Annotated in this window: 28 protein-coding genes; 8 read left to right on the top strand and 20 right to left on the bottom strand. The window is 41.8% G+C overall.

What is annotated here, in order from left to right; all coding sequences use genetic code 11:
* Window positions 1–105: 105 nt before the first annotated feature.
* A complete protein-coding gene (gene hxlB, locus I592_RS05140) occupies window positions 106–663 on the top strand; it encodes a 6-phospho-3-hexuloisomerase (RefSeq protein WP_010781279.1) in 558 nt (185 codons plus the stop codon).
* 295 nt (window positions 664–958) lie between these two features.
* On the opposite strand, the gene I592_RS05135 is transcribed toward hxlB, so the two are convergent.
* Both I592_RS05135 and I592_RS05130 read right to left on the bottom strand, forming a co-directional pair.
* On the bottom strand, window positions 959–2,092 hold the full coding sequence (locus I592_RS05135; protein ID WP_167540786.1) for a hypothetical protein: 1,134 nt from the start codon (window positions 2,090–2,092) through the stop codon (window positions 959–961).
* 227 nt (window positions 2,093–2,319) lie between these two features.
* Window positions 2,320–3,135 carry a MerR family transcriptional regulator gene (locus I592_RS05130; protein WP_010781281.1) on the bottom strand — a complete coding sequence of 272 codons (816 nt, stop codon included), beginning with the start codon at window positions 3,133–3,135 and terminating at the stop codon, window positions 2,320–2,322.
* Window positions 3,136–3,273: 138 nt separating this feature from the next.
* Between I592_RS05130 and I592_RS05125 the strand changes: the two genes are divergently transcribed.
* Window positions 3,274–3,957 (top strand): PRD domain-containing protein, encoded by a 684-nt coding sequence (locus I592_RS05125; RefSeq protein WP_010781282.1) that lies wholly within the window; start codon window positions 3,274–3,276, stop codon window positions 3,955–3,957.
* Window positions 3,958–4,031: 74 nt separating this feature from the next.
* Here I592_RS05125 and I592_RS21585 read toward each other — a convergent pair whose 3' ends face one another.
* The 9 genes from I592_RS21585 to I592_RS05085 all read right to left on the bottom strand — a co-directional run bounded on the left by I592_RS21585 (window position 4,032) and on the right by I592_RS05085 (window position 11,181).
* A complete protein-coding gene (locus I592_RS21585) occupies window positions 4,032–4,169 on the bottom strand; it encodes a hypothetical protein (RefSeq protein WP_010781283.1) in 138 nt (45 codons plus the stop codon).
* Complete coding sequence (locus I592_RS05120; RefSeq protein WP_010781284.1) at window positions 4,166–4,402, bottom strand: hypothetical protein; 237 nt, start codon at window positions 4,400–4,402, stop codon at window positions 4,166–4,168. The genes I592_RS21585 and I592_RS05120 overlap by 4 nt, the downstream gene beginning before the upstream one ends.
* Window positions 4,403–4,568: 166 nt before the next feature.
* Window positions 4,569–5,312: a LytR/AlgR family response regulator transcription factor gene (locus I592_RS05115; protein ID WP_010781285.1), complete on the bottom strand. Its 744-nt coding sequence runs from the start codon at window positions 5,310–5,312 to the stop codon at window positions 4,569–4,571.
* Complete coding sequence (locus I592_RS05110; protein ID WP_010781286.1) at window positions 5,306–6,607, bottom strand: GHKL domain-containing protein; 1,302 nt, start codon at window positions 6,605–6,607, stop codon at window positions 5,306–5,308. The genes I592_RS05115 and I592_RS05110 overlap by 7 nt, the downstream gene beginning before the upstream one ends.
* Before the next feature lie 194 nt (window positions 6,608–6,801).
* Window positions 6,802–7,872 carry an ABC transporter substrate-binding protein gene (locus I592_RS05105; protein ID WP_010781287.1) on the bottom strand — a complete coding sequence of 357 codons (1,071 nt, stop codon included), beginning with the start codon at window positions 7,870–7,872 and terminating at the stop codon, window positions 6,802–6,804.
* Complete coding sequence (locus I592_RS05100; RefSeq protein WP_010781288.1) at window positions 7,869–8,714, bottom strand: ABC transporter permease; 846 nt, start codon at window positions 8,712–8,714, stop codon at window positions 7,869–7,871. Before I592_RS05100 ends, I592_RS05105 begins: the two co-directional genes overlap by 4 nt.
* Window positions 8,711–9,520 carry an ABC transporter permease gene (locus tag I592_RS05095; protein ID WP_010781289.1) on the bottom strand — a complete coding sequence of 270 codons (810 nt, stop codon included), beginning with the start codon at window positions 9,518–9,520 and terminating at the stop codon, window positions 8,711–8,713. The genes I592_RS05100 and I592_RS05095 overlap by 4 nt, the downstream gene beginning before the upstream one ends.
* A gap of 12 nt (window positions 9,521–9,532) precedes the next feature.
* Complete coding sequence (locus tag I592_RS05090; protein WP_010781290.1) at window positions 9,533–10,621, bottom strand: ABC transporter ATP-binding protein; 1,089 nt, start codon at window positions 10,619–10,621, stop codon at window positions 9,533–9,535.
* Between the two features lie 17 nt (window positions 10,622–10,638).
* Window positions 10,639–11,181: a helix-turn-helix domain-containing protein gene (locus tag I592_RS05085; RefSeq protein WP_010781291.1), complete on the bottom strand. Its 543-nt coding sequence runs from the start codon at window positions 11,179–11,181 to the stop codon at window positions 10,639–10,641.
* Between the two features lie 245 nt (window positions 11,182–11,426).
* On the opposite strand from I592_RS05085, the gene I592_RS05080 reads away from it, so the two are divergent.
* The 4 genes from I592_RS05080 to I592_RS05065 are packed head-to-tail and all read left to right on the top strand — an operon-like array spanning window position 11,427 to window position 14,310.
* Window positions 11,427–12,419: a YhdH/YhfP family quinone oxidoreductase gene (locus tag I592_RS05080; RefSeq protein ID WP_010781292.1), complete on the top strand. Its 993-nt coding sequence runs from the start codon at window positions 11,427–11,429 to the stop codon at window positions 12,417–12,419.
* Window positions 12,419–13,144 carry a phosphopantothenate--cysteine ligase gene (locus I592_RS05075; RefSeq protein WP_010781293.1) on the top strand — a complete coding sequence of 242 codons (726 nt, stop codon included), beginning with the start codon at window positions 12,419–12,421 and terminating at the stop codon, window positions 13,142–13,144. The genes I592_RS05080 and I592_RS05075 overlap by 1 nt, the downstream gene beginning before the upstream one ends.
* Window positions 13,141–13,683, top strand: a complete 543-nt coding sequence (gene coaC / locus I592_RS05070; RefSeq protein ID WP_010781294.1) for a phosphopantothenoylcysteine decarboxylase — start codon at window positions 13,141–13,143, stop codon at window positions 13,681–13,683. Before I592_RS05075 ends, coaC begins: the two co-directional genes overlap by 4 nt.
* A 3-nt stretch (window positions 13,684–13,686) precedes the next feature.
* Window positions 13,687–14,310 (top strand): ECF transporter S component, encoded by a 624-nt coding sequence (locus I592_RS05065; protein WP_010781295.1) that lies wholly within the window; start codon window positions 13,687–13,689, stop codon window positions 14,308–14,310.
* A gap of 45 nt (window positions 14,311–14,355) precedes the next feature.
* Here the strand turns inward: I592_RS05065 and murB are convergent, their stop codons facing one another.
* Window positions 14,356–15,261 carry a UDP-N-acetylmuramate dehydrogenase gene (gene murB / locus I592_RS05060; protein ID WP_044926444.1) on the bottom strand — a complete coding sequence of 302 codons (906 nt, stop codon included), beginning with the start codon at window positions 15,259–15,261 and terminating at the stop codon, window positions 14,356–14,358.
* An 85-nt stretch (window positions 15,262–15,346) separates the two neighbouring features.
* Window positions 15,347–16,258 carry a Gfo/Idh/MocA family protein gene (locus I592_RS05055; protein WP_010781297.1) on the bottom strand — a complete coding sequence of 304 codons (912 nt, stop codon included), beginning with the start codon at window positions 16,256–16,258 and terminating at the stop codon, window positions 15,347–15,349.
* A 131-nt stretch (window positions 16,259–16,389) separates the two neighbouring features.
* On the opposite strand from I592_RS05055, the gene I592_RS05050 reads away from it, so the two are divergent.
* Window positions 16,390–17,145 (top strand): exodeoxyribonuclease III, encoded by a 756-nt coding sequence (locus I592_RS05050; RefSeq protein WP_010781298.1) that lies wholly within the window; start codon window positions 16,390–16,392, stop codon window positions 17,143–17,145.
* A 77-nt stretch (window positions 17,146–17,222) separates the two neighbouring features.
* A complete protein-coding gene (locus I592_RS05045) occupies window positions 17,223–17,756 on the top strand; it encodes a 3'-5' exonuclease (RefSeq protein ID WP_010781299.1) in 534 nt (177 codons plus the stop codon).
* Between the two features lie 55 nt (window positions 17,757–17,811).
* Here I592_RS05045 and I592_RS05040 read toward each other — a convergent pair whose 3' ends face one another.
* From I592_RS05040 to I592_RS05010, 7 genes are all read right to left on the bottom strand, one after another.
* Complete coding sequence (locus tag I592_RS05040) at window positions 17,812–18,333, bottom strand: GNAT family N-acetyltransferase (RefSeq protein WP_010781300.1); 522 nt, start codon at window positions 18,331–18,333, stop codon at window positions 17,812–17,814.
* Complete coding sequence (tsaE, locus tag I592_RS05035) at window positions 18,330–18,797, bottom strand: tRNA (adenosine(37)-N6)-threonylcarbamoyltransferase complex ATPase subunit type 1 TsaE (RefSeq protein ID WP_010781301.1); 468 nt, start codon at window positions 18,795–18,797, stop codon at window positions 18,330–18,332. The genes I592_RS05040 and tsaE overlap by 4 nt, the downstream gene beginning before the upstream one ends.
* 168 nt (window positions 18,798–18,965) lie before the next feature.
* A complete protein-coding gene (locus tag I592_RS05030; protein ID WP_010781302.1) occupies window positions 18,966–19,424 on the bottom strand; it encodes a PTS sugar transporter subunit IIA in 459 nt (152 codons plus the stop codon).
* Window positions 19,421–19,879, bottom strand: a complete 459-nt coding sequence (locus I592_RS05025) for a hypothetical protein (RefSeq protein WP_010781303.1) — start codon at window positions 19,877–19,879, stop codon at window positions 19,421–19,423. Before I592_RS05025 ends, I592_RS05030 begins: the two co-directional genes overlap by 4 nt.
* Window positions 19,880–19,945: 66 nt before the next feature.
* Window positions 19,946–20,731, bottom strand: a complete 786-nt coding sequence (locus I592_RS05020) for a MurR/RpiR family transcriptional regulator (protein WP_010781304.1) — start codon at window positions 20,729–20,731, stop codon at window positions 19,946–19,948.
* A 63-nt stretch (window positions 20,732–20,794) separates the two neighbouring features.
* Window positions 20,795–22,126: a 6-phospho-alpha-glucosidase gene (locus I592_RS05015; RefSeq protein ID WP_010781305.1), complete on the bottom strand. Its 1,332-nt coding sequence runs from the start codon at window positions 22,124–22,126 to the stop codon at window positions 20,795–20,797.
* Between the two features lie 19 nt (window positions 22,127–22,145).
* A complete protein-coding gene (locus I592_RS05010; RefSeq protein ID WP_010781306.1) occupies window positions 22,146–23,735 on the bottom strand; it encodes an alpha-glucoside-specific PTS transporter subunit IIBC in 1,590 nt (529 codons plus the stop codon).
* Between the last annotated feature and the right edge of the window lie 11 nt (window positions 23,736–23,746).

The raw sequence follows: 23,746 nt of genomic DNA, 5'->3' as shown, positions 1-23,746 counted from the left end.
GGATGAAAGGACACCTTTGTCAGGTTGTCTCTGTCAAAAATACTCTTGTAGGACTTTTTAAAATTATTTAGACTTTGGATACTAACAATTATTGGAGGGATTTGTATGTCTGTAAAAAGAAACACACGGGAAATTATTGAAGAGTTATTATCTTTCGTAAACTACGAAAATGACGAGGAACTTGACCAATTAGTAGAGGCCATCCTAAATGCCAATAACATTTTTCTTTCCGGTGCCGGCCGATCGGGTGTCGCCATCACTGGATTTACGAATCGCTTACTTCATTTAGGCTTGGCGGTTAGCCTTGTGGGTGAGATCAGCTGTCCGAGAACAGCAAAAGGCGATTTATTGATTATCGGTTCCGGATCTGGTACTACGCCAAGCTTGGTTGCCCTTGCTAAAAAAGCGAAAAGAAACAACGTGACCCTTGCTCTGATGACGATGGATAAAGAGTCTGAAATCGCTCAGCTGGCCGATGTTGTAGTCGTGCTCCCTGGCGTATCGCCGAAATTGAAAGAAAACAATTTAACTTCAATTCAGCCGATGGGCTCTGCGTTTGAACAAATCAGTTTTCTTACTTATGATGGAATCATCTTGGAGTTGATGGCTAGGATGGGAGAAACTGGTGAGAGTATGATGGAAAGACATACAGATTTGGAATAACAGTGTCACGACAAAGAGTGCGCAATCAAAAACTGATTACGCACTCTTAAAATTACTTATCATAAAAAGCCTTATTTGAGCACATTTTTCTTTTATTCCTACTCTGAAAACATCAACGAAACTTTCTCTATTGAATCAATTCTCCTTCACTTTTACATTCTTCTGCATCCGCCCTTCAAAGATCCCTTTGATGATCACCCCATCGAATCAAGAAATCCCAGATCCCATACCTCCTTTTCCGCAGATTTATCCGTTTTACTCCATCACAAATAAGCCTTCCTTAAGAACTGAAAAATTATCTTTTCCGGTTCTGCTGGAATTGTTTCAACAGGTTCCTGATTTTTTTATTGGATTTCCCCTCTTTTCTTTGCGGCATGGTCCCGTCTTCTGCTAGTCCATTTTCCAAATGAGTGACAGTTGATGCCGGTGCTATTTTATTAGGAGGCGTTGTCTGAAGTGGGGCGGATGGTCGAGAAGGAGCCACTTGTTTTTGTGCATCCTTTTCCTGCTCTTTCGAATTTGCGGAAGTCGGATCATCAGGCGCTAAATAAACATCCGTTGACTGCGTGGCTTCTGGAATCGTGGCTTTCGCTCTTTTCGCGGTTTTTTCCTCGTTTACTTTATTTGGAGCGACAGCTTGAGGGGATTCGTTTTGTGATTTTTGGCTGTTTTTTTCAAGTGAGGAGCTGTTTCCAGCCTTTGGACGGGTGTTCTTCTGCGTTGAGGTAGACGTTGTTTTCTTTTTGGCTGCGATTTTCTTACCCTTTTTCGGCGAAGTTTTTTTCTCAACGAGGATCTCAATTTCACTTTTCACTCGTTTTGAATCCACTAAAGACACAAATTGACGGACTCCATCCTTTTGAAAAATCGATAATGTCGTCAAAATTTTCAAAATCGGTTCGAATTCTTTTTTATCCTTCGAGGGATCGACATCTCTCAGTACCCATTTAACTGCTTTCCCATTCGCATCTTCAAAGATCGTTTTAAGCACCACTTCCCGTTCATCTGGTTGCTCTTTCGTGAGCGTCGGCTGATTCACCAGATTGCTATGACGACGGGCTGTCTTGAAATTTTTATAATAATTATTTTTGCTTTTATAAAGTCGAGTAATGATGGCATTACGCTCTTCTTCAACAAAATAGCTTTCAAAAAAGGCATAATATTCTTGCATTGTTTGATTCGGCTCAGCGGAAAGAAACAGTTCTCTGACTAGCGAATAGGCAATTTGAGAAAAATCCGCAACAACTAGCGCATTTCTCACTAAAATCGCAACCAGACATTCGATAATATATCCGCTGTCTTGCTCGCTCGTGTAATATTCTGAAATTCTTTTTTCTAAAGAGTCTTTCTTCATTCCAAAAATCTGGCGTCTGTTCAACTGTTTCTTTTCCATCCCCATACTCCCCTTTGTTTTTGCTTGCGCTTTCATAAAATAGATTATACACCATTAAATAACTTTTTTCTTACCCAATTTTTTTCTTTTTTATAAAAAGTTTTGCAACATAAAAAGGATTCGTGGTTGTGATTTCTCGAAAATAATAACGTCAAACTTTTTTTGAATTTCGTTCTATTTCTCGTCAAACAAAAAAAGTTCGAAAGATACGGCTGTCTCTTTCGAACTAAAAAAATAGAAATTTCACGTATCGGTACCTAAATTTAAGACACAGGAGCCACCCGAACAACTAATTTTAAAAGAAAATCATTGAATGTATGCCCCGAGAGGCCATTTAGGATCATGTCGACGTAAACATTTCCTTGAATTTTTAGATCCTGTTTCTCCAGATACTCGAACATCATTTTGAGGATCGTATCGTGGGAGACGACTCCGGTATAGTAGCACACCAAGTAATCTCCTGCGGGTCGGCTCTCAGCAGCTTCGGGAACGCGAATATAATATTGGATCTCGATGGATTCAAAGGGATCGTTCTTTAATTTATCGCTTTCAATTTTGAACATGATCCCCGAAGGATAAATAAACGGATAGCCGGCTGAAAAGCCCTCTTGATAGACTTCACTCAACGAGATCGATGCGCGGAATTCAGGGATTTTATAGATTTTCGAACTAAAAAAAAGTGGGGTCATCTCTAAAGGGACCACTGAGAATTTTAACTGTTCTGCTTGTTCGTATTCCTTTAATGACGCCAATTGGCGCGTGACCATACCAGACATTTGTTCATAATGCTTTTGCTTTTGAAGGATCAATTCTTGCTGACGCTTAAGCAACGTGGCCGCTTGTTCCGGGGTACTATTTTGCAGGTGATCTTTGATTTCTGACAAGGGCATTTTGATTTCTCGAAATAGATTGATCATATTGACCGTGTAAAGTTGCGGATAATCATAGTAGCGATAGCCTTTTTCTCCGACATGCTTTGGTGGCAAAAGCCCGATCTGATCGTAATAAATCAAGGTCTTTCGTTTAATACCCGATAGCTTGGAAAATTCACTGATAGTTAAGTAATTCGTTGAGCGCATCACGGTCCCTCCTTTTTTTGTGCACATTTCTTGACTGTCTATTCACTAGACAGTTTATCATAGAGACAACTTCAATTGACCCTATGGTTTTGAAAAAAAGACCATTTCCCTGTAACGAAGATATGGAGGTTCATTACAATGAAAAATGCTCAATTATCCACACAGCGTTCTAACGCATCTGATCGTCAGTTCATCCGACAATTAGCGGACTTAGCAAAAAGAAACTACGCACTCACAGACAACTTTTATTTAGCCAACAATCTGTCTTACTTTCTATTTAATGCGGCTGAATCGATTCCTATGCCGCACATTTTTCCTATTTCAACCATTGAGATTATGGAGAATTTATTTAAATCAGAGGTCGCCTTTGCAAAAAAAGCCGTCGAAGAAATAGAAGACTATTTGCAGCAGCCTCTGAAAACGACCGATTCCTTCGTTCTGACCGAAGCGGTCATAGCCGCAAATTATCAACTGAACATCAACGAACATGAACAGGAAAAATTTCTCCAATTGATCCATAGCTTACTTACACAAATTATTTTCCATGTTCAAATACCAAGAGCTGACCTGTTTTTGAAAGCCCCGCGATTGATGCGGCACCTTAAGTTTTTGGCGCTACATATACTAAAAGAGAAGCAGGAAGCCGAAGCATCTGACAATGACCTATATTTTTACGTAAGTGAACGCTATACCCATGAATTTCACGCTGCGAATCAGATCCGTGTCTTTGTCACTGAAACGTATGATTTCGATTTATCGAATGACGAAATCAGCTACCTCATTTTGCATTTTCGCGTGTTGAGAAAATTAGAAGCCTACTAAAATAGAACGAAAGAAGCCGTCCTCCAAAGCTGGAATAACTCTTAGCTTTGGAGGACGGCTTCTTTTTCTGTTGATTACAGCGTTCCGTCGATTAATAAATAAAGCATCGTTGCTAAAACGAGGATGATTCTGATGTGGATTTTGATCTTTAACATGAAGAAAATCACTAGTAATCCTAAACAACAGGCAACGATTAGCAGCCTTTTTCTCATACATAAACGCCGATATAGCCACCGGCGATATGGCGATAATATTGGATTCGCTGCTTTCCACGATAGGTTTTGGGCGGAACATTTGTAAACCATTGTTTTATGGTTACTGCCCGGGTCCCGATATCTCCTGTTTGATTATCAAAACCCCCGTACTCGTTTTCAGCCCCCAGCGCGGTTACTGGCGTTGTTGCCAATACCATTACTAAAACGCCTGCTGCCATTTTTTTCTTCATGGTCAATCACCCTCCTCATTCATTTGATTCGAATGCCGTTTATCGTTCATCACCATTATCCCTTCTAGTAACCTGCTAGAGACATACAGCATTGAACAGACATTCCAATTACTGCTCATTATAAAGGTTAATCACTGGTTTGTTCGAAAATCATCCTAAACGCTCATTATTTCGTCTTGAGCGTTGCTTCCAGCTTTTTACTCAGACGAATAGACAACAAACATTTCTCGCCATTGGTCATCGTGACTTCTCTTTTTTTCTTATCGATCAGCTGGATATTTTTAAAATTGATCACGTATGATTTATGGATTTTGATCAGTGAAGGGGATAATTCAGCGGTGTCATTGATTTTTCCATAAAACTCCAGCGTACTGTTGGCTAGATGCAGGATCAGCTTGTGGGGTGTCGGCGCCGTTTCAAAAAACATCACCTGCTGCAAATCAAACACTCGAATTTGACTACCGATCTTCAATTGAATAAAGTCATCCGCTTTTTGAGACTCCTCCAAAAAATGTCGCTGCGCTTGGTCTAAGGCTGCCTTAATTCGTTCTCTGACGTTCGCGATGTCTCCCTCTTTTAAAATATAATCCATCGCTTCGACTTTGTATTTGAATGTCAGCGACAACAATTCATCATGGGTGGTAATAAACACAATTTTTCCACGTAAATCTTTTTCTCTGATTTTTGCGCCTAATTCAATACCGTTCATCTCACATTTTAAGTCGACATCTAAAAAGTAAATGCCTCGACTATCCGGGTGCTGCTCCAAATAATCCAAAATCTCTTCAGGATCACCCGTGCTTACTTTGATCGCCATGTCTAGTTCTTCGATCAGCAGATACTTTCTAATAAAAGACGTGACTTGTTTTCGTTGAACCTCATTGTCTTCGCAAATAAAAACCCCTAACACCGCTCTTCCTCCTCACCAATCACAACCACCTTCTGAGTAAAGCGTTGCTCAGAAATGATCGTTTCCAGCAAAATATTCGGCTCCATGGCTGTTAATTCATCAAGATTAGAAAGACCCAGTCCTCTTCCCTCGCCCTTGGTCGAAAAGCCTTTTTGTTTCAATACGTGCATCGGTTCTAGCTGCTGACGGGCCGTATTCTCTATCACAAAAATCGTATCTCCTTTGACCGAGAAGATACCGATCACTATTTTCCCGCCTTCAATCCTTTCTACCTCTTCGACTGCGTTGTCTAATAGGATGCCTAGTATGCGGATCAGCACGACCGAATCCACCTTCTGATTGAGCCTGATGCCGTCATCCGCTTCTATTTGTACATCGATTTTTTTATCCTGAGCCGCAAGCAATTTCATGGTCAAAATACTTTTTATGTCCAAAGAATCGATCTTGTTCAATTCATCCGCATGGAGAATGTCGTTGCCTGTAAACCTTTTTGTCTTTATGACACTGGAATTAAAAAATGTTTTCAGCCCATCAAACTCTTCTTTTTCAATATAGTATTCGATCGCAGTCAACAGATTGACGTAATCGTGACGAAACTCGCGAATTCCCTGATACTGATTTTTTAAGTCCTCTATGTAGCGCTGGTGAATCACATACTCCACCTGTCTTTTCTCCGCCTCGATCTTTAACTCTTGATTACTTGAGATGGATTGAATGATCACGCCCCCGAGAAACGCGAAAATAAGATAAAAGACAGCTACAAATAATTTTAAGAACACCGTAGAGGCATAGAGCGAGATCGTCCCGTAGGAAAAATAAACAACCAATGCTGTCGTTAATAAATACGCGGACAAATTAATTTTTCTCTTTTTTCTGATGAACGTTACTATATGCTTTTTATAAAACGAACTGCTAAGAATCAAAAGAGCATAATAGAGTACAAAAAAGAGCAAAAAGAACAAACCATTTTGTTTTTCCAATACAATAAGCAACAAGGGTTCGGTAATTCTGCTGACTAGTATTTCTATCAGACACGCACTGGATACGATCAACAGTGAAAAGACAACATTTCTCTCCTCCGAATTTTTCAATGACAGAATCAGGAAAAAGAGAACCATCACCACCGTGTCTAGGTAAGTGAAGGTATAGCCAATAACTACTCCAAATAGGACGATCAAGGGAACAAGCAAATAATTGATCCGTTTTTTATTTTTGATCTCATCCAAAATAAAATAACTGATTCCGAAATTTAATACATGTGAAAAAGTGAAAAACGTAATAATCATTGCCTGCATGTGATCGCCCTTCCTTTTTTCAGTTAAATTCAGTATACCAAATGAGAAAGGGCTGAAAAAAGAAAATTCTAGTAATTTTCGAGCAAAATCTCCGGTACATAAGTAGCACACAGGAAGCTTTACGAACGTTTTACCCACAAAAAAATCAAAGCATCAGAAATCCATCCATGATCTCCGTGCTTTGATTTTTTTCTTTATTTACGATACATCTTAAATTCCAAATACAGATCATTATAGATCCCTAAATACTTCGGACCTAGATCTTTATAAACCTCCAAATGACTGATGGTCGCATCGTCGGGGTAAAATTGCTTATCCCCAGAAATGCTTTTTGGCAGCATCGCCAGCGCCTTTTTATTTGGTGTGGAATAGCCGATGTACTCCGCATTTTGTTTCGCTGCTTCTGGCTTCAGCATGAAGTTGATAAAGTCGTAGGCCCCTTCTTGGTTTTTAGACGTTTTGGGAATCACGATATTATCGAACCAAAGATTCGAGCCCTCCGGCGGAATCACATAGTGCAGGTGCTCGTTCTCAGACATCATGTCTGCCGCTTCCCCTGAAAAAGTCACCGCGACGGCACTTTCTTCATTTGCCATATACATCTTAATTTCATCCGCCACGATTGCTTTCACATTTGGGGTCAATCCGCTCAATTTTTTGATTGCCTGATTCAATTGCGTTATGTCCTTGCTGTTGATTGAATGGCCCAAGCTTGTTAATGACAAGCCCATCACTTCCCGGGCACCATCGATCAGCATGATATTATTTTTTAATTCCGGACGCCACAAATCATCCCAATGCTTGATTTTATCGCTAGAAACAAATTTATCGTTGTACACGATCCCCAAGGTTCCCCAGAAATAAGGAATCGAGTACTTATTATCTTTGTCAAAATCCAAATCTAAGAAACGTGGATCGATATTTTCCAACCCATGAATCTTGGAATGATCCAAAGGCAGCAATAATTTTTCTTTTTTCATTTTTTGGATCATGTATTCGCTAGGAATCGCGATATCATAGGCTGTACCGCCCTGCTTGATTTTTGCTTCCATAGCTTCGTTGGAGTCAAAAGTCTCATAATTGACCTTATAGCCGTACTCTTTTTCAAATTGCTTGATCAAATCAGGGTCGATATAATCTCCCCAGTTATAGATATTCAGCACTTTAGAGCTCGCGTTGGAGGAGTGGTTCAAACGCACCACCATGAAAGTCAGTAAGAGAATAATGGCGATCACGCCGATAAAAAGAGAGTGTAGTTTCCTCATTTCAGCACTGCCACCTCCTCGAATTCACGCTTGCGTTTCCGTGCTTTCTTCGAAGTATCGCGACTAATAAAGTAGTAGCCCACGACTAACAAGAGAGAGAAAATGAACACAAGCGTAGACAAGGCATTGATTTCCAAACTGATCCCTTGTCGTGCCCGCGAATAGATCTCTACAGACAAGGTAGTGAACCCGTTCCCCGTTACAAAGAAGGTCACTGCAAAATCATCCAGCGAATACGTGAACGCCATGAAATAGCCTGCGATGATTCCAGGCGTCAGGAAGGGCAAAATAATGTTGGACAAGACCTGCCTATTATTTGCCCCTAAGTCACGCGCCGCATCGATCATAGAATCATTCATTTCCTTTAATTTAGGTAAAACCATCAGAACAACGATGGGAATACTAAAGGCCACATGGGAGAGCAGCACACTGAAAAATCCCAGTTGAAAGTTCTTTAATACACTCCCCAGCATTGTAAATAAAATCAAGAAACTGGCCCCTATGATGACATCCGGCGACACCATCAAAATATTGTTGAGGCCTAGCAGCACATTCCGTGAATTTCGTTTGCGTGTATAATAAATCCCCATTGCTCCGAACGTCCCGATAACTGTCGCAAGTAAGGCGGACAGAAAGGCTAACACGAATGTTTGTACAACGATACCGATCAGCCGACGGTCCGAAAAGAGATTCTCGTAATGCTCCCACGTGAACCCCGTAAAGGTACTCATGTTCCCACCTTGATTAAACGAATAAAAGATCAAGTAAAAAATCGGGATATATAATAGAACAAATACAAAGATCAAATAGACATTGGCCCAAGAGAACGTTCTTCTTCTCATTTCACTCGACCCCCCTTCCGTTTTTCACCTGTCAGCATCATCACGATAAACATCGCGACGATCAAAATGACACCGATCGTCGAGCCCATCCCCCAATTTTGCGTCACAAGGAAATGTTCTTCGATTGCCGTACCCAATGTGATGACTCGATTTCCGCCGATCAGTCGTGTCAACATGAACAATGAAAGCGACGGAATGAAGACAGCCTGCACACCGCTTTTCACGCCATTCAACGAAAGCGGGAAAATCACGCGGCGAAACGTGTCAACATTGTTCGCGCCCAAGTCTCTGCTGGCACTGATCAGAGAAGGATTGATTTCTTCCAGCGCATTAAAAATCGGCATGATCATAAACGGCAACTCGATATAGGCCGCTACAAACATGAAACTAAAATCCGTGAACAGCAGCTGTTTTTGTCCAATGCCAATAAAACTTAGAAAGTCATTGACCGACCCATTGGCACTGAAAATCCCAATGAAGGCGTACGCTTTTAACAATAAATTGATCCAAGTAGGTAACACCACCAACAGTAACAACAACTGACGGTGCTTCAGCTTTGCCAAAAAGTAAGCCGTTGGATAGCTGATCAAAAGCGTCATCGCAGTGATCAAAAAGGCGAACATCACCGAATTGACCGTCATCATCAAATACGTTTTTGAGGTCAGATACGTGTGATAGTTACTCAACGTAAAATTGCCGTTCATATCAAAAAACGATTGATAAACGATCAAAATCACAGGGGCGATCACAAAGAACACTAGCCAGAAGAAATAAGGGATCGAGTAAAAACGACGTATATTTTTCATTCTTTTTGCCTCCTAATCCTCATAACTGTCTAAGCGTGCTTCAAAGTCTTCTTCACTTTCATTGAAGCGCATGACGTGAATATCCTCTGGTTCAAAGGACAGACCAACTTGACTACCCTTTTTCGCTTTCTTAGTCGAATGGACCATCCACTCATTGCCGTCTGCATCGATGCAGTTCATCTCATAGTGAACGCCGCGGAACAATTGTGTATCCACGGTAACAACCAATTTTCCTTTTTCTGGCGTCGTCAGGGTCAGATCCTCTGGGCGCAAGACTACTTCCACCGGTTCATTTGGCCGCATCCCGCCATCGACACACTCGAACTCTTTCCCGACGAATTTCACTAAATTGTCTTCTACCATCTCGCCGGCAACGATATTGCTCTCTCCGACAAAGTCCGCAACAAAATGATTGATCGGCTCGTCATAAATATCAACTGGTGTGCCGCTTTGTACGATCTTCCCTTTGTTCATGACAAAGATCTCGTCACTCATCGCCAACGCTTCCTCTTGGTCGTGAGTCACAAAGATAAAGGTAATCCCTAAACGTTTTTGCAGCGCACGCAATTCATATTGCATGTCTGTGCGCAATTTCAAATCCAATGCAGATAAAGGTTCATCTAATAACAAAATCTTCGGTTCATTGACGATTGCCCGAGCAATTGCGACCCGTTGGCGCTGACCGCCAGACATCTCGGTGATTTCCCGATTTTCATAGCCAGGCAATTGAACCAATTGCAGCGCCTCAAGCACTTTCTTCTCGATTTCTTTTTTCGACATTTTCTTGATTTTTAATCCAAATGCGACATTGTCAAACACATTCATGTGGGGAAATAGCGCGTAATCTTGAAAGACAGTGTTTACCTGACGTTTGTTCGCTGGGATGTCATTCATTCGTTTTCCTTCAAAAAGAATATCGCCTTCACTTACGTCAGTGAAACCGGCGATAATTCTCAAAATCGTTGTTTTTCCACACCCTGATGGACCCAATAAAGTATAAAAACGCCCTTCCTCGATATCAAAGTCGATTTTTTTCAATACAGGCTCATCATCGTCGTATCGTTTAATGACCTCTTTAAATGAAATAATTGTGTTTGCCATGACTTCACGTCCTTCTTCTATAAATAAGATTCTGTTGCGACGATCAGAACTTTACTGATTCCTGTCGCTTGATTTTGCAGGCGGTGGGGCTTGCTGGCTTCGTAATAAATACTTTCGCCCTTTTCCGCTTCATATAAGGTTTCGCCAAATTGCAGGGCTACTTTTCCTTCTAATACATAAATAAATGTTTCTGACAATGAAGGCGTGAACTGTTTGTACTGACCTTTTTTTTCTAACGTCAGTAAAATCGGCTCCATCTCTTTCTCGTTGGATTCCGGGATCAACCATTTAATATGGTACCCGTGTTCAGCATCACTGTAAAAAGTTGTGTCTTCGTCTTTGTAGACAATTTTTTGATCCCCTGTTTTTTGTTTGAAAAATTCAGCGGGTGTCACCCCTAAAACTTCTAAAATATCAAAAAAAGTCTCCATGGAAGGAGAACTCAAGTCGCGCTCTAATTGAGAGATGTAGCCTTTGGAAAGATCGGTTCGCTCCCCTAGTTCTTCTTGAGTCAAATTTTTTTGAATCCTTAAATTACGCAGCTTCTCACCAATTTCCATCGTCTCACTCCTTTTTTCGTTCCACTTTTTTCGCAAGTTTGCTAATAGTAAACTTCATGTTTAATAGCACCATTCAAGTATACGAACTTTTTAGTAAAAATCAAGCGTTTCGACCCATTTTCTTAGGAGAGTTTTATAGAAATAAAAGAGAAAAGAAATTTGCTTTTTCTTCTATTTCCGCTAAGATAATAGTAATGAAAAAATGGATTTTATCATGATAAAATAATTCCTTAGGAGGACGCGCCATGACCGAGTATCACCGTTTACGTGTGGTCAAAGATGAGACCGTTCACACAAAAATTGAAACTTTTTCAAAACCCGAGGTGGATCAAGGAGACGTATTGATCGCTGTCAGTTATTCCGGCATAAATTACAAAGACGCTTTAGCAACAAAAATGAACACAGGTGTTTTGAGCGGCTATCCTATGACGCCCGGTATCGATCTTGCAGGAAAGGTCATTGAAACAGCCGATACTAGTCTTGAGATTGGTGATACCGTCATCGTTACCGGCTATGGTTTAGGGGTCAAACAAGACGGCGGTTTGAGTGAGTTAGCGGTCGTCCCTGCTGCTTGGTGCGTTAAGCTACCCAAAGAATTGACTGAAAAGCAGTCCATGACCTTTGGGACTGCCGGGTTTACGGCAGCATTGTCAGTCGATGCCCTGCTTGCTCATGGATTAAACTCAGACAGCTCTGTACTGGTCACTGGTGCAACAGGCGGTGTAGGCGGTTTTGCGCTACACTTTTTGAAGCAAATCGGCTGTAAAGAAATCGTGGCATTGAGCCGTAAAAAGGATCAAGCAGACTACTTAACCCAATTAGGTGCGACTTCGGTGCTGTCACCAGAGGACTTGTTTCCTGAAAAAAGTCGCCCATTGAATAAGCAGCGTTTCGATTTTGCTATAGATACTGTTGGCGGCGACACTCTTGCTCAGATTCTTCCATTCATCCACTATGGCGGCAGCGTGGCTCTTTGCGGAAATGCTGGCGGCATCAAGTTGAATACGACTGTCTTGCCTTTTATCCTGCGTGGTGTTAATTTATTAGGCATCGACTCCGTAGAAGCATCAATGGCGCAACGTCAAAAGCTTTGGAGCAAAATGGCAACAGAGTGGTCACTGCCGAAACATTTCCAAGTCCAACAAATTGAATTGTTACAGGTGCAGGAAACAGCGGATGACCTTTTGGACGGCAACCACGTGGGCCGCACAATCGTTGCATTAGGAGGAAAACAGTAGTGAGAGTCTTAATAACATCAGGTGGTACGTCAGAAAAAATCGATGATGTCCGCGCAATCACGAATCACTCCAGCGGTAAGCTTGGCAAAGCCCTAGCAGAAAGTTTTGCAGAAAAAGGGGCAACGATCGATCTGATCACTACCCGCCATGCAGTTAAGCCTGAGGGTGCGTCGTTCCACATCCACATCATCGAATCAACCGTGGATCTAGAAAAAAAGATAACGGAACTAATGACAGAGCATACGTACGCTGCCGTCATTCACAGTATGGCCGTCAGTGATTTCACACCTGAAAGTTCCGTGACATTAGAGGATTTAGAAACGGTAATTGCAGACAATCCGACAAATTTGCCAAAATCATTGTCCGATATCGCCAATCAGCGAACAGAGAAAAAAATCTCCTCAGATACCGAGCATTTGGTGATTGTTTTAAAGAAAAATCCAAAAATCATTTCACTGATCAAAACATTGCAGCCTGAAACAATTTTAGTTGGGTTTAAGCTCTTGGTGGATGTTCCGATGATCGAGTTGTTGAATGTTGCTAAAGAAAGCCTCAAAAAGAACCACGCTGATTTTATTTTAGCTAACGATCTCGCGGAGATTCGCGGCGAAAAACACCATGGCTACTTGATCGACGCCCATCAAAAAGTGAAGGAAGCACAGACGAAATCAGAAATTGCGGAATTGATCACTCAAGAAGTCCTGAAACTGGAGGAAGCAAAATGAAAACTATCTTACTAGGGGTCAGCGGCAGCATCTCCGCCTATAAGGCAGCAGATATTACGAATGAATTGACTAAAATGGGTTATCAATTAGATGTTCTTATGACTGAGAGCAGCACAAAATTCATCACACCCTTAACGATTCAATCCTTGTCTCATCGCCGCGTCCATACAGACGTGATGGAAGAGCCGGATGCCGCATTGATCAACCATATCGCTTTGGCAAAAGAAGCCGATCTCTTCTTGGTCGCGCCTGCTTCTGCTAACACGATCGGTAAACTAGCCAATGGGATCGCAGATGATCTATTATCTACCGTTGCTTTGGCACTTTTACCCGATACACCCAAGATTCTCGCGCCAGCAATGAATACGTATATGTATCAAAATCCGATCGTCCAACGAAACATCGCAACATTGAAAGATGTAGGGTATCATGAAATAGAACCACGGGAAGCGCTGCTTGCTTGCGGAGATTATGGCCGCGGGGCATTAGCAAATGTTTCTGATATCGTGCACCTGGTAAATTCAAAACTAAAGGAGTAACACATGAAAGAGCGAAATGTTAAAGATTTTACGTTGACTGCGATGTTTTTAGCCATCATGATCATTTTGGCGGTCACCCCACTTGGTTTTATCCCGATTGGTCCTATCAATGCGACTACGATGCATATTCCAGTGATCATCGCTTCGATCGTATTGGGCCCGCGTATCGGTGCAGGACTCGGTGCCATATTTGGTGTAATCAGTCTGGCTCGAGCGACTGTCGTAATTACGCCGATGTCCTTTGTTTTCTCACCCTTTATCGCCAACCCTTTGACAAATCATGGTGATTGGCGTGCCGTCATCGTTGCGATCGTCCCTCGAATTTTGATCGGTGTTGTTCCTTACTTTGTTTATAAAGGACTGCACCGCTTATTGAAAGAAAAAGTCCGTCCAGTCAGCTTATTCATCGCCGGACTGGCTGGATCAATGACGAATACGATCTTAGTCATGAATTTGATCTTCTTTTTCTTTAAAAACAGCTACGCAGATGTGCTGCAAGTGACCGCCAATGCTGTTTACGGCGTGATCCTTGGTATCATTTTTGGCAGCGGCTTGGTTGAAGCTATCGTTGCTGGAGTTGCCACCATGGGCGTTTGTGCCGTCTTGCTACGCTTAATGAAGAAATAAAAAAATGCTTGAAAGAATCTCTCAATGAGTTCTTTCAAGCATTTTTTATTTTGGCTCTTCCCCAAGAATCCGAACTTCCGTCTCTAATGTCACATCGAATTTTTCTTTGATCGTTTTTTGAATATGGACGATCAACTCAATATAATCCGTTGCTGTAGCATTGTCGATATTGACGATGAAGCCAGCGTGCTTTTCAGAGATTTGCGCACCGCCCCAGATCAATCCCTGCAAACCAGCATCTTGGATCAGCTTTCCTGTAAAATGTCCCACCGGACGTTTAAAGACACTGCCGCATGAAGGGTATTCCAATGGCTGTTTCAGCTCACGCAATTCTGTTAATTCAGCCATTCGTTTTTCAATCTGTGTATGATCGCCAGATGCCAATCTAAAATTAGCGCTTAGCACGATCGCTGGCTGCTCTTGGATCGCTGAATGCCGATAAGCAAAGTTCATTTGGTCCTTGTACCACGTTTCAAAGGTTCCGTCCGCGAGTAAAACATCTACAGATTCAAAGACATCTTGCAATTGACCATCGTAGGCACCTGCATTCATGAAGACTGCTCCCCCGATGCTACCTGGGATACCACAAGCAAATTCAAAGCCTGTCAAAGAATGATCCAAAGCAACATAGGTCGTATCAATCAGCTTGGCACCTGCTTGAGCAGTGATCGTATCCTCTTCTACACGGATCGAGGTCATCTCTGTCAACATGATGACGACACCTCGAATCCCGCCGTCTTTGACGATCAAGTTGCTGGCATTGCCCAAGACGATCCAAGGAATGTCCTGTTCGCGGCAATAATCCACTAAAGATTTGACTTCTTCTTTGTCTTTCGGAAATGCTAGAGCGTCCACTGGTCCGCCAGTTTTTGTAAACGTATAATTCATTAAAGGTTCATCCAAAAGAATTTTCAAATTAGGTAGTGTGTTCGTTATGTCTATTGTTTTCACTTTGATAAGCCTTTCTCGTTCGATACGGGTAAATTTTTCAAACATCCTTGCTATTTTAGCACGCAAGAAAAAAACTTACCACCCCTTATAATTGATGGCGGATGTGTTGACGAAGCATTTGATCACACAGCTCATGACTTAATAAAATATTTTCTTGACGCAAATCAATCGTTTGTCCCTTCAAGCTGCCGATAAAGGCCTCGACTAATTGTTCAAACCCGCGTTTTTCCAATGTCGTTGTCCAGTCACCAAAACGTTGACTTTCTTCTGCTTGACCACGCTTGATCGTCAGCTCCGTCAATTGATCGAGGATCATTGTTTGTTCCGACGAACTAACGTGGTAGCGTTCCATTTTGCCGCCGCTCATCAGATCCATGGATAACAGACACTCTGTTGTTGCAGTGGACAGTTGCAGCTGTGCATAGGTCATCTGACCCTGTTCTTCCCGAATCTTCGAATGGACACTCATGATCTCATCATCCAGTAAATAAACCGCTGTATCCACCAAATGAATGAACAAATCATAAATTCCATACTGGGCATTCATGCCATGAGCAGGCTCATTCTTTTCTAGATGGATCACCCGTTTTTGTGGCAATTGCTTCAGTTGATCTACCATTGGCGCAAACCGACGATTGAATCCCACCATAAACAATAGCTGCTTCTCCTTGGCTAATTCCTGAAGCTGTTTCACTTCTTGCAGCTCTTCGCTGACAGGCTTGTCCATAAATACGGCAACCCCAGCTTCTAAACATTTTTTAGCGATTTCAAAATGCACCTTTGTTGCGACGTGGATGAAACAAGCATCGATCGTTTTTCCTAGTAACTCATCAATTGTCGCTACTGTTTCAGTAAACCCATATTTCTCTGAAATGTTGCGGCGAACCTCTTCATTCCGTGTCGCAAAAATAAACTCCGTATCCTGACGCATTTTCGCATAGGTAGGCAAGTAGGCTTTTTTTGCGATCCCGCCGATCCCGATTACTCCGATTTTCATAGGTATTCCCTCTTTTCAATCTATTTTTTAAGAACTGTCAACTGACAAATACGCTCAACTGCTTTGCTTTCTTACTCTTTTTCGATACAATTAATTCGATGATCACTTTATAATGTATGGAGGAATGAACCGTGAAATTAATTTCTTGGAACGTCAATGGATTACGTGCCGTAATGAAAAAAAACTTTATGGACGTTTTTAATGAACTCGATGCCGATTTTTTCTGTCTGCAAGAAACCAAATTACAGGAAGGTCAAATCGAGATGGACCTGCCAGGCTACTATGAATACTGGAACTATGCGGAAAAGAAAGGCTACTCCGGTACAGCAATCTTTACGAAGCATGAACCAATGACTGTGACGTATGGCCTCGGCATGGAAGAACACGATCAAGAAGGCCGATTAATTACCTTAGAATACCCTGAATACTATGTCGTTACTTGCTATACGCCCAATTCCCAAAATGAATTAAAGCGTCTAGACTACCGCATGACATGGGAAGAAGCTTTCCTACAGTATCTAAACGGCTTAAAAGCGAAAAAACCGGTTATTTTCTGTGGCGATTTAAATGTGGCTCACGAAAACATCGATTTAAAAAATTGGAAAACCAATCAAAAAAATGCTGGTTTTACACCGCAAGAACGCGAAAAATTCAGTATCTTATTAGAGAATGGCTACATCGATACGTTCCGCTACTTCTACCCGGATCAAGAAGGCATTTATTCATGGTGGAGTTACCGCTTCAATGCCCGTAAAAACAATGCCGGATGGCGCATCGATTATTTTGTTGTCTCTGAGGACTTAAAAGACAAGCTGGAAGAGGCAAAAATTCATACCGAAATTTTCGGCAGCGATCATTGCCCGGTCGAACTCGATATTACTCTTTAAGAAAGAGTGAAAATTTGACCCCAAGACTTTCGCCGCTGAAAAAAATAGGTTAAAACAATGGCGAAGAGGTGAACCTGTTGAATTTTATCGCAATGGACTTTGAAACAGCCAATTACCAAACCCACAGCGCGTGTTCCCTTGCGCTGGTAATGGTGAAAAACAGCCAGATTGTTGGCGAATATTATTCCTTGATCAAACCAGAGACTGAGTTTTACTGGAAGAACATCCAAATCCACGGTATCCATCCTGAAGATGTGGAAAATGCGCCGAAATTTCCTGAAGTATGGCAAGAGATCCAGCATTACTACAAGGAAAATCGCTTGATCGTCGCTCATAATGCTGGTTTTGATACGAAAGTTTTAGCTGGCTGTCTAGAATATTATCAGTTAGAGCAGCCGTCCTATCTTTCACTTTGCACCGTGCGATCCAGCCGCCGCTTGTTTCCTGAAATGGCAAACCATCGATTGAACACGGTCTGCGAAGAACTGAACATCCCATTAGAACATCACCACGATGCCTTAGAGGATAGTCGTGCGTGTGCCAAAATCCTTCTTTATCAAGAAGATCACTTTGGCGTTGATCCTCTAAAAAAATTAGTCTTGCCGATGTAGTCGGTGATTCCATTCGATAATTCCTTTAAAGCGAAGCACGCTGCTTCGCTTTTTTTTAATGAATCAATTTACTCATTAATAGAACCTCTAAAAATTCCCCTTGTGCATCCCGAGCGCCACGCGCCATCGTGGCTTCCGTTTCAAAACCAAACTTTTGATACAAATGGATCGCTCGTTCATTTCTTTTTTGAACGGTCAATTCCAATCGTCGAAGTGGCGAGGCATTCTCACTCCAATAAATGACTTCATCTAATAAAGCAGATCCAAGTCCAATTCCCCAGAACTCTTTCAAAACACTGATACCCATTTCTCCAATATGAGCGACTGTGTACTCTGGTCCTGCTTTGACCGATGCCATCCCAACAATTCGATCATCTGCAAGAGCTAATAAGAGGACGTTATTTTCACTCTCGTAAAGATTCGCCAATTGCAGCTCCAATAGCTCTTCATCTAAACCTAAACCAGCCTCATCCATGATCAAAAAATCGGTTTCCTTCGCGATTTGACGACTCACCTTTAATAAGTCCGCCGCATCCTCCGGAATCGCTTCTCTCAAAGTTATTTCGACTTCACTCATTTTGTTTCCCACGCTTTCAAGATGCGTTCTTTGAATCGCTCTGATCGCTCACCATTCGCCAGCAACTCGCCCCTTCTCAGATTCTCATCTTGATCGTCCTTAGATAAGAGCAGCTCCAGATAATCTTCTGGCATATAATCGCCCAATTGCTGCCCCCATTCAATCACAGAAAGACCATCGCCTTCAAAATAATCATCCAATCCTAAATCATCCGCACCTGACTCGATACGGTACACGTCCATATGATACAGCGGCAACCGTCCCTGTTGATACTCACGAATAATCGTATAGGTAGGACTTTTGATCATTTGGTCAATCCCTAACCCCAAAGCGATGCCTTTAGTCAGTGTTGTTTTTCCTGCACCAAGATCTCCAGTCAATACCAGATTATTGCTTGGATTCGCTGCCACTCCAATGATTTTTCCTAATTCTTCTGTTGCTGTTGTATCTGCTAACGTTATCATGCCGATTCCCCTCTTTTCTACTACCAATTTAGTATAACGATTTCGCCTAAGAGAGAAAAGAAAAAGATTTTCTATACCAAATTTAGAAAAAATTCCGTCTTCGATACATACAAAATGGGCATGATCTATTTTGATCATGCCCTAAGTAGTTCTCTCATTTCTTTAAAATTATAACGAAAGTTCTTCTCCCGCAGCTACTACTTTTTCTGCTACGGAATACGTTTGTGTATCCTCAGGAAAAAGGACCATGATGGTTTTCCCTTTTCCTTGCTGTTGCAAATACGCCAGATCAATCTCAGCAAGCTTCGTTTGCGGCGTCACCTTCTCTGCTTCATGAACAAAAATATTAAAGCCTTCACCATTCAACTCCACCGTATCGATTCCGATGTGGATCAAGAGCTCTTTTCCGTCTTTTCTCTTAAGACCGATCGCATGCTTTGTAGGAAAGATACTGGTTACTACACCTTCTATCGGAGAATACAGCTCGCCCGCTTCAGGTTCTATTGCAAATCCCGGTCCCATCATTCCTTCAGAAAAAACAGGATCATTTACTTCTGATAAAGGTGTCAAGCGACCAGCAATTGGGCTGAAAATTTTAGGAATTTTCTTTTTAAAAAATGAAATCATACGTGTACTCCTCTCATGCGAATCGCGATCATCAAAATGACTAAACTGATCAGACTAACAAAGCCAAAAATGGAATAAAAAAGTAGTTTTGTCCTTTGCGAAGGATTCTCTTCTCCAGAAAACAACTGTTTATTATAAAAATAGCACAATCCCGCACCAATAATATTCCCTGTTAGAATTTGCTGAACCATACTAAAGGTCAAAAACTGCTTTTCTAAATTCCCACTATTGGCCTTCTCATGACCAATGAAATAAAGACAGGCCGCCTGAAAAAGCGTCACAAAAGAAACTAGAAAAGCCAGTGCCAGTCCGGGGATTTGTGTAATAAGCTCTTGGATACTTAGTTGCTGATGAAAACTTATTAAGAATAAATAGAAGTAAAAGAGACTTGGGACCAAAATCCAATAGCCTAACAATACATTCCTCTTTATTCTAAATGATTTAAGCGCTATCATTTTTTTTCACTCCTTCTTCAACTGTCTTTGCTTACTTGTAAATGTCTTTTCTTTATAAGCGACCGGCTAATTGTCTGTGGCAACTGTCTCGCCCTTATCAAGGGTATAGACACTATAGGATCGGCTTAAATAGTCCATCAAACAGTTTAATCCAATCAGCGATTGTGCCTGCGTGTGTCTTCTACCTACCACAAAATAATCACAATAATAATTCAAATGGAACGTGCTGTGTCTTGCAAAATAATTGTCTCCTATTGCAGTAACGCTCAGCACAGGGATTTTTCGAACTTCAAAGGCCGTCAGATTTTCTTTGATCTCATCCGTCTCACCACTGAGAGAGGCCACAATGACACAATCGTTTTTAGTGATGATCGGCATGACCATATCCAGTTCTGTTTTATTCGGTAAAACCAATACTCGTTTGTCGACATGCAGCATCATCTTATAAAATTCATCGATCGCATTTTTTTGTGAAAAACCCGTCGCGTAACAGTAGATGATCTGACTTTTATCGAACATCTCATTGATGGGTTCTAGATTCACAGAGTGCATATATTCCAATGTCTTTTTGATGTCGTCAAATTGTTTTTCAAAAATATCTTTTTCGTTCGTCTCTGTTTGCTCATTGGCTTCCGAATGACGCAAGAAATACTTCAATTCTGAATATCCAGAGAATCCGAGCTTCTTTGTTGTTCGTAAGACCGATGATTTTGATGCATGGACCATCGTTGCCAATTCCATGATGCCTGACGATTGGACCTGCTCAGGATTTGCAAGAATGAATTGTAAAATATCTTTATCCAATTCACTAAGTTCTTCTAAATGCTGATGGATCAATTGTTCTAATGTCATAAAATTCCCCCTCCTACACTATTATACGTGAAGGAGGAGAAAAGTAGCTTTATTTCACACAAACTATTTCAGTTCTGGCCAGAAATCTTTATTGGCTTCAATCAGATCATCCAATAATTCTTTTGCGATCCGCGCATTTGGAACGATTCGTGATAGAGACAATGCTTGGTACAGCTTTTGGTAAGATTTTTCTTCCCACGCCTCTACGACCAATTTTTCTACCGCGACCTGCTGCTCCATCAATCCTTTTTGGAAACGCGGAATCTTTCCTTGGGTAAGCGGCTCTGGACCGTTGCTTCCAACAACACAAGGGACTTCAACCATGGCTGTCTCATCAAAGTTAACGATGGCCCCTTCATTTGGTACGATCAATAGCATTCTTTCGTGTGTGTTGTAGGCAATTGCTCGAGCCAAATCCACAATGTAGCTTGCGTGCTCATCCACCTCTAAAGACGTTTCTTCAGCGGTGCCTGCCTCCGCAATGCGATCACATTCGCTGAATACGTGCTGCTCTCTGCCGGCCATCACTTCATTTGCTCGTGTAAATTCTGGATTGGCGTGGGCTACTTCATCTTGCGGATAGAAATAATATTTCAAATACGTATTTGGTAATGTATCCGGGTCTAACGCATACACGTCTTTCGCTTTCGCAAAAGTATGCATCCAGCTTGCATCGGTGTGTTGAGATTCTTCGATTTCTTCTGGTAACGAATACCCATGATCCTTCACATGTGCTTTGATCTGAGGCATTAAATCATTGCCTTCTTTATCACGAATATCTGTCCACCAGCCAAAATGGTTCAAGCCGTAATAGCGAACGACCATCTCTTTACGTGAAGATAAACCGATTGAATGCGCCATTCGCTCTTCGATACCCACAGGCATATCGCAGATGTTGATGATTTTGGATGTAGGTCTTAATTTTCTCGTCGCCTCAGCTACGATTGCTGCCGGATTTGAATAGTTCAACATCCAAGCATCTGGTGAATACTGTTCCATGTAATCGACTAATTCCAATACGCCGCCAATTGAACGCATCCCATAAGCAATTCCGCCAGGCCCGCAAGTTTCTTGACCCACGACACCGTATTTCAATGGAATCTTTTCATCTTTTTCTCGCATCGCATACAGACCAACACGGATATGTGCCATCACGAAATCCACATCAGTAAATGCCGCCTCGGGATCTGTCGTAGCGACAAAGTTGATTTCTGGTGCGCGTTCCTTTAGCAAAATCTCGCAGGCACTTGCGACGTGATTTTGGCGTTCTTCCAAATTGTCGTAAAACTTGATTTGTCGAATGGGAAATTTATCCAGATTATCCAACAACATCAATACGATCCCTGGTGTAAAAGTACTTCCTCCGCCTGCAATAACAATTGAAAATTTTTTCATTTTTAAATACGCTCCTTTATTAATTTTCTGCATCCATCAGTGTTTCAAATTGTTCTCTAACTTGTGGCACATCTAGGCCGACGATCACCTGAAAGGCATTGCCGTTACGAACGACGCCATGAGCGCCACCCGAACGAAAAACATCATCCGCTTGGACGAGCTTTTGATCCTTCACAGTGATCCGCAAGCGCGTCGCACAGTTGTTGACCTTGGCGATATTCTCTGCTCCGCCAAATCCATCTAAATAAACCGCCGCCTGCTCTGTATATTGATTCGCACCTTCTAATACAGGTACGCTGCCACCTTGTTTTTCTTTGTAATCTTTTTTCGAATACAACTTAACGTCTTGTGTCTTTTCTTCACGCCCTGGGGTCGCGAGGTTAAAACGTAGAATCAAAAAGCGGAAAACGAAAAAGTAAATCAGGACAAACGCAAGACCGATAATTAACTGAGTGAAAATCATCCCTTTATGATTCTGGAACAAAGGAATCCAGACTTTAGCTAATAAGTCGATGAAGCCTCCACCCATGTCTCCCACAACACCAAATCCATACATCGTCGCAGCCATTGTCGCTGCTAAAAGAGAATGAACCGCGAATAATGGGGGTGAAACAAATAGGAAAGTAAATTCCAAAGGTTCTGTAATTCCTGCCAAGACGGCTGTTAGTGTTGCTGGTATCAAAATGGCCAATACTTTTTGCTTGTTTTCAGGTTTTGCGGTAAAATAAAACGCTGCGGCGATTCCTGGCGAAGCAAATATTTTAGAATTGCCGTGCAAGGCGAAACCGCCCTCTGGGAATAATTGCTTTAATGGTGTCGTTGTTTGCGCAAATTCCTGCAAATGACCCATCCAATATTTGGTGATCCCCTCTTCCACAACAGCCGGACCATACACAAAAGGTGTATAAATAAAATGATGCAGCCCCGTAGGAATGAGTATTCGTTCTAAAAATGTATAGAGCCAAACACCAAAGATTCCGGCACTAGCTAGAAAGCCTTGTAATGAACCAATCCCTTGCTGGACTTTCGGCCAGATCAAACAAATGAGAAAGGCAATCGGCAGCATCGCGAAGAATCCTAAAATAACGATAAAGGATGAGCCTTGAAAGATTCCTAGAAAATCGGGTAATTTCGTGTCAAAGTAACGGTTGTGTAAAAAGACAACAATAGCTGATATGAATATCGCCCCAATAATTCCGGTATCCAAGGTTTTAATTCCGCCGATCAGCTTCAACCCGCTTTCTCCTCCTGGGTCTGCTGCAAAGTTCACACCGAAAAAGTCGCCGAAATACTCAAGCATAGATGAAATGAAATAGTTACATGTGGTATAAACAACAAATGCTTCCATCGCTGCACGCGCATTTGCTTTTTTAGCTAACCCGATAGATAGTCCAATAACGAACAGCAATTCCATCTGATTAAAGACCGTCCAAGCACCATTTTCAACGATGCTCCAGATTGCATACCATGTGGTTCCCTCAGCAGCAATACTGCCGACAAGCATCGGGTTTTTGAAAATGATACAAAGAGCAACCATGATTCCCGAAAATGAAAATAAGAGCACCGGGGTGAACATCGCCCCTCCAAAGCGCTGAATCTTTTCCATCATGACAAAAACAC

Source organism: Enterococcus gilvus ATCC BAA-350, assembly GCF_000407545.1.
GTDB lineage: Bacteria > Bacillota > Bacilli > Lactobacillales > Enterococcaceae > Enterococcus_A > Enterococcus_A gilvus.
Note: the sequence above shows the minus strand (reverse complement) of the source record. Positions and strands in the feature narration are given on the sequence as shown.

What these genes read in the sequence shown, in the direction of transcription:
- I592_RS05105 (WP_010781287.1), bottom strand. Translation starts at nt 7,872, where the DNA reads ATGAGGAAACTACACTCTCTTTTTATCGGCGTGATCGCCATTATTCTC.
- hxlB (WP_010781279.1), top strand. Translation starts at nt 106, where the DNA reads ATGTCTGTAAAAAGAAACACACGGGAAATTATTGAAGAGTTATTATCT.
- I592_RS05040 (WP_010781300.1), bottom strand. Translation starts at nt 18,333, where the DNA reads ATGAGTGAAGTCGAAATAACTTTGAGAGAAGCGATTCCGGAGGATGCG.
- coaC (WP_010781294.1), top strand. Translation starts at nt 13,141, where the DNA reads ATGAAAACTATCTTACTAGGGGTCAGCGGCAGCATCTCCGCCTATAAG.
- I592_RS05100 (WP_010781288.1), bottom strand. Translation starts at nt 8,714, where the DNA reads ATGAGAAGAAGAACGTTCTCTTGGGCCAATGTCTATTTGATCTTTGTA.
- I592_RS05020 (WP_010781304.1), bottom strand. Translation starts at nt 20,731, where the DNA reads ATGACATTAGAACAATTGATCCATCAGCATTTAGAAGAACTTAGTGAA.
- I592_RS05110 (WP_010781286.1), bottom strand. Translation starts at nt 6,607, where the DNA reads ATGCAGGCAATGATTATTACGTTTTTCACTTTTTCACATGTATTAAAT.
- I592_RS05085 (WP_010781291.1), bottom strand. Translation starts at nt 11,181, where the DNA reads ATGGAAATTGGTGAGAAGCTGCGTAATTTAAGGATTCAAAAAAATTTG.
- I592_RS05095 (WP_010781289.1), bottom strand. Translation starts at nt 9,520, where the DNA reads ATGAAAAATATACGTCGTTTTTACTCGATCCCTTATTTCTTCTGGCTA.
- I592_RS05125 (WP_010781282.1), top strand. Translation starts at nt 3,274, where the DNA reads ATGAAAAATGCTCAATTATCCACACAGCGTTCTAACGCATCTGATCGT.
- I592_RS05065 (WP_010781295.1), top strand. Translation starts at nt 13,687, where the DNA reads ATGAAAGAGCGAAATGTTAAAGATTTTACGTTGACTGCGATGTTTTTA.
- I592_RS05130 (WP_010781281.1), bottom strand. Translation starts at nt 3,135, where the DNA reads ATGCGCTCAACGAATTACTTAACTATCAGTGAATTTTCCAAGCTATCG.
- I592_RS05025 (WP_010781303.1), bottom strand. Translation starts at nt 19,879, where the DNA reads ATGATAGCGCTTAAATCATTTAGAATAAAGAGGAATGTATTGTTAGGC.
- I592_RS05015 (WP_010781305.1), bottom strand. Translation starts at nt 22,126, where the DNA reads ATGAAAAAATTTTCAATTGTTATTGCAGGCGGAGGAAGTACTTTTACA.
- I592_RS05010 (WP_010781306.1), bottom strand. Translation starts at nt 23,735, where the DNA reads ATGATGGAAAAGATTCAGCGCTTTGGAGGGGCGATGTTCACCCCGGTG.
- tsaE (WP_010781301.1), bottom strand. Translation starts at nt 18,797, where the DNA reads ATGATAACGTTAGCAGATACAACAGCAACAGAAGAATTAGGAAAAATC.
- I592_RS05080 (WP_010781292.1), top strand. Translation starts at nt 11,427, where the DNA reads ATGACCGAGTATCACCGTTTACGTGTGGTCAAAGATGAGACCGTTCAC.
- I592_RS05120 (WP_010781284.1), bottom strand. Translation starts at nt 4,402, where the DNA reads ATGAAGAAAAAAATGGCAGCAGGCGTTTTAGTAATGGTATTGGCAACA.
- I592_RS05030 (WP_010781302.1), bottom strand. Translation starts at nt 19,424, where the DNA reads ATGATTTCATTTTTTAAAAAGAAAATTCCTAAAATTTTCAGCCCAATT.
- I592_RS21585 (WP_010781283.1), bottom strand. Translation starts at nt 4,169, where the DNA reads ATGAGAAAAAGGCTGCTAATCGTTGCCTGTTGTTTAGGATTACTAGTG.
- I592_RS05135 (WP_167540786.1), bottom strand. Translation starts at nt 2,092, where the DNA reads ATGAAAGCGCAAGCAAAAACAAAGGGGAGTATGGGGATGGAAAAGAAA.
- I592_RS05090 (WP_010781290.1), bottom strand. Translation starts at nt 10,621, where the DNA reads ATGGCAAACACAATTATTTCATTTAAAGAGGTCATTAAACGATACGAC.
- I592_RS05055 (WP_010781297.1), bottom strand. Translation starts at nt 16,258, where the DNA reads ATGAAAATCGGAGTAATCGGGATCGGCGGGATCGCAAAAAAAGCCTAC.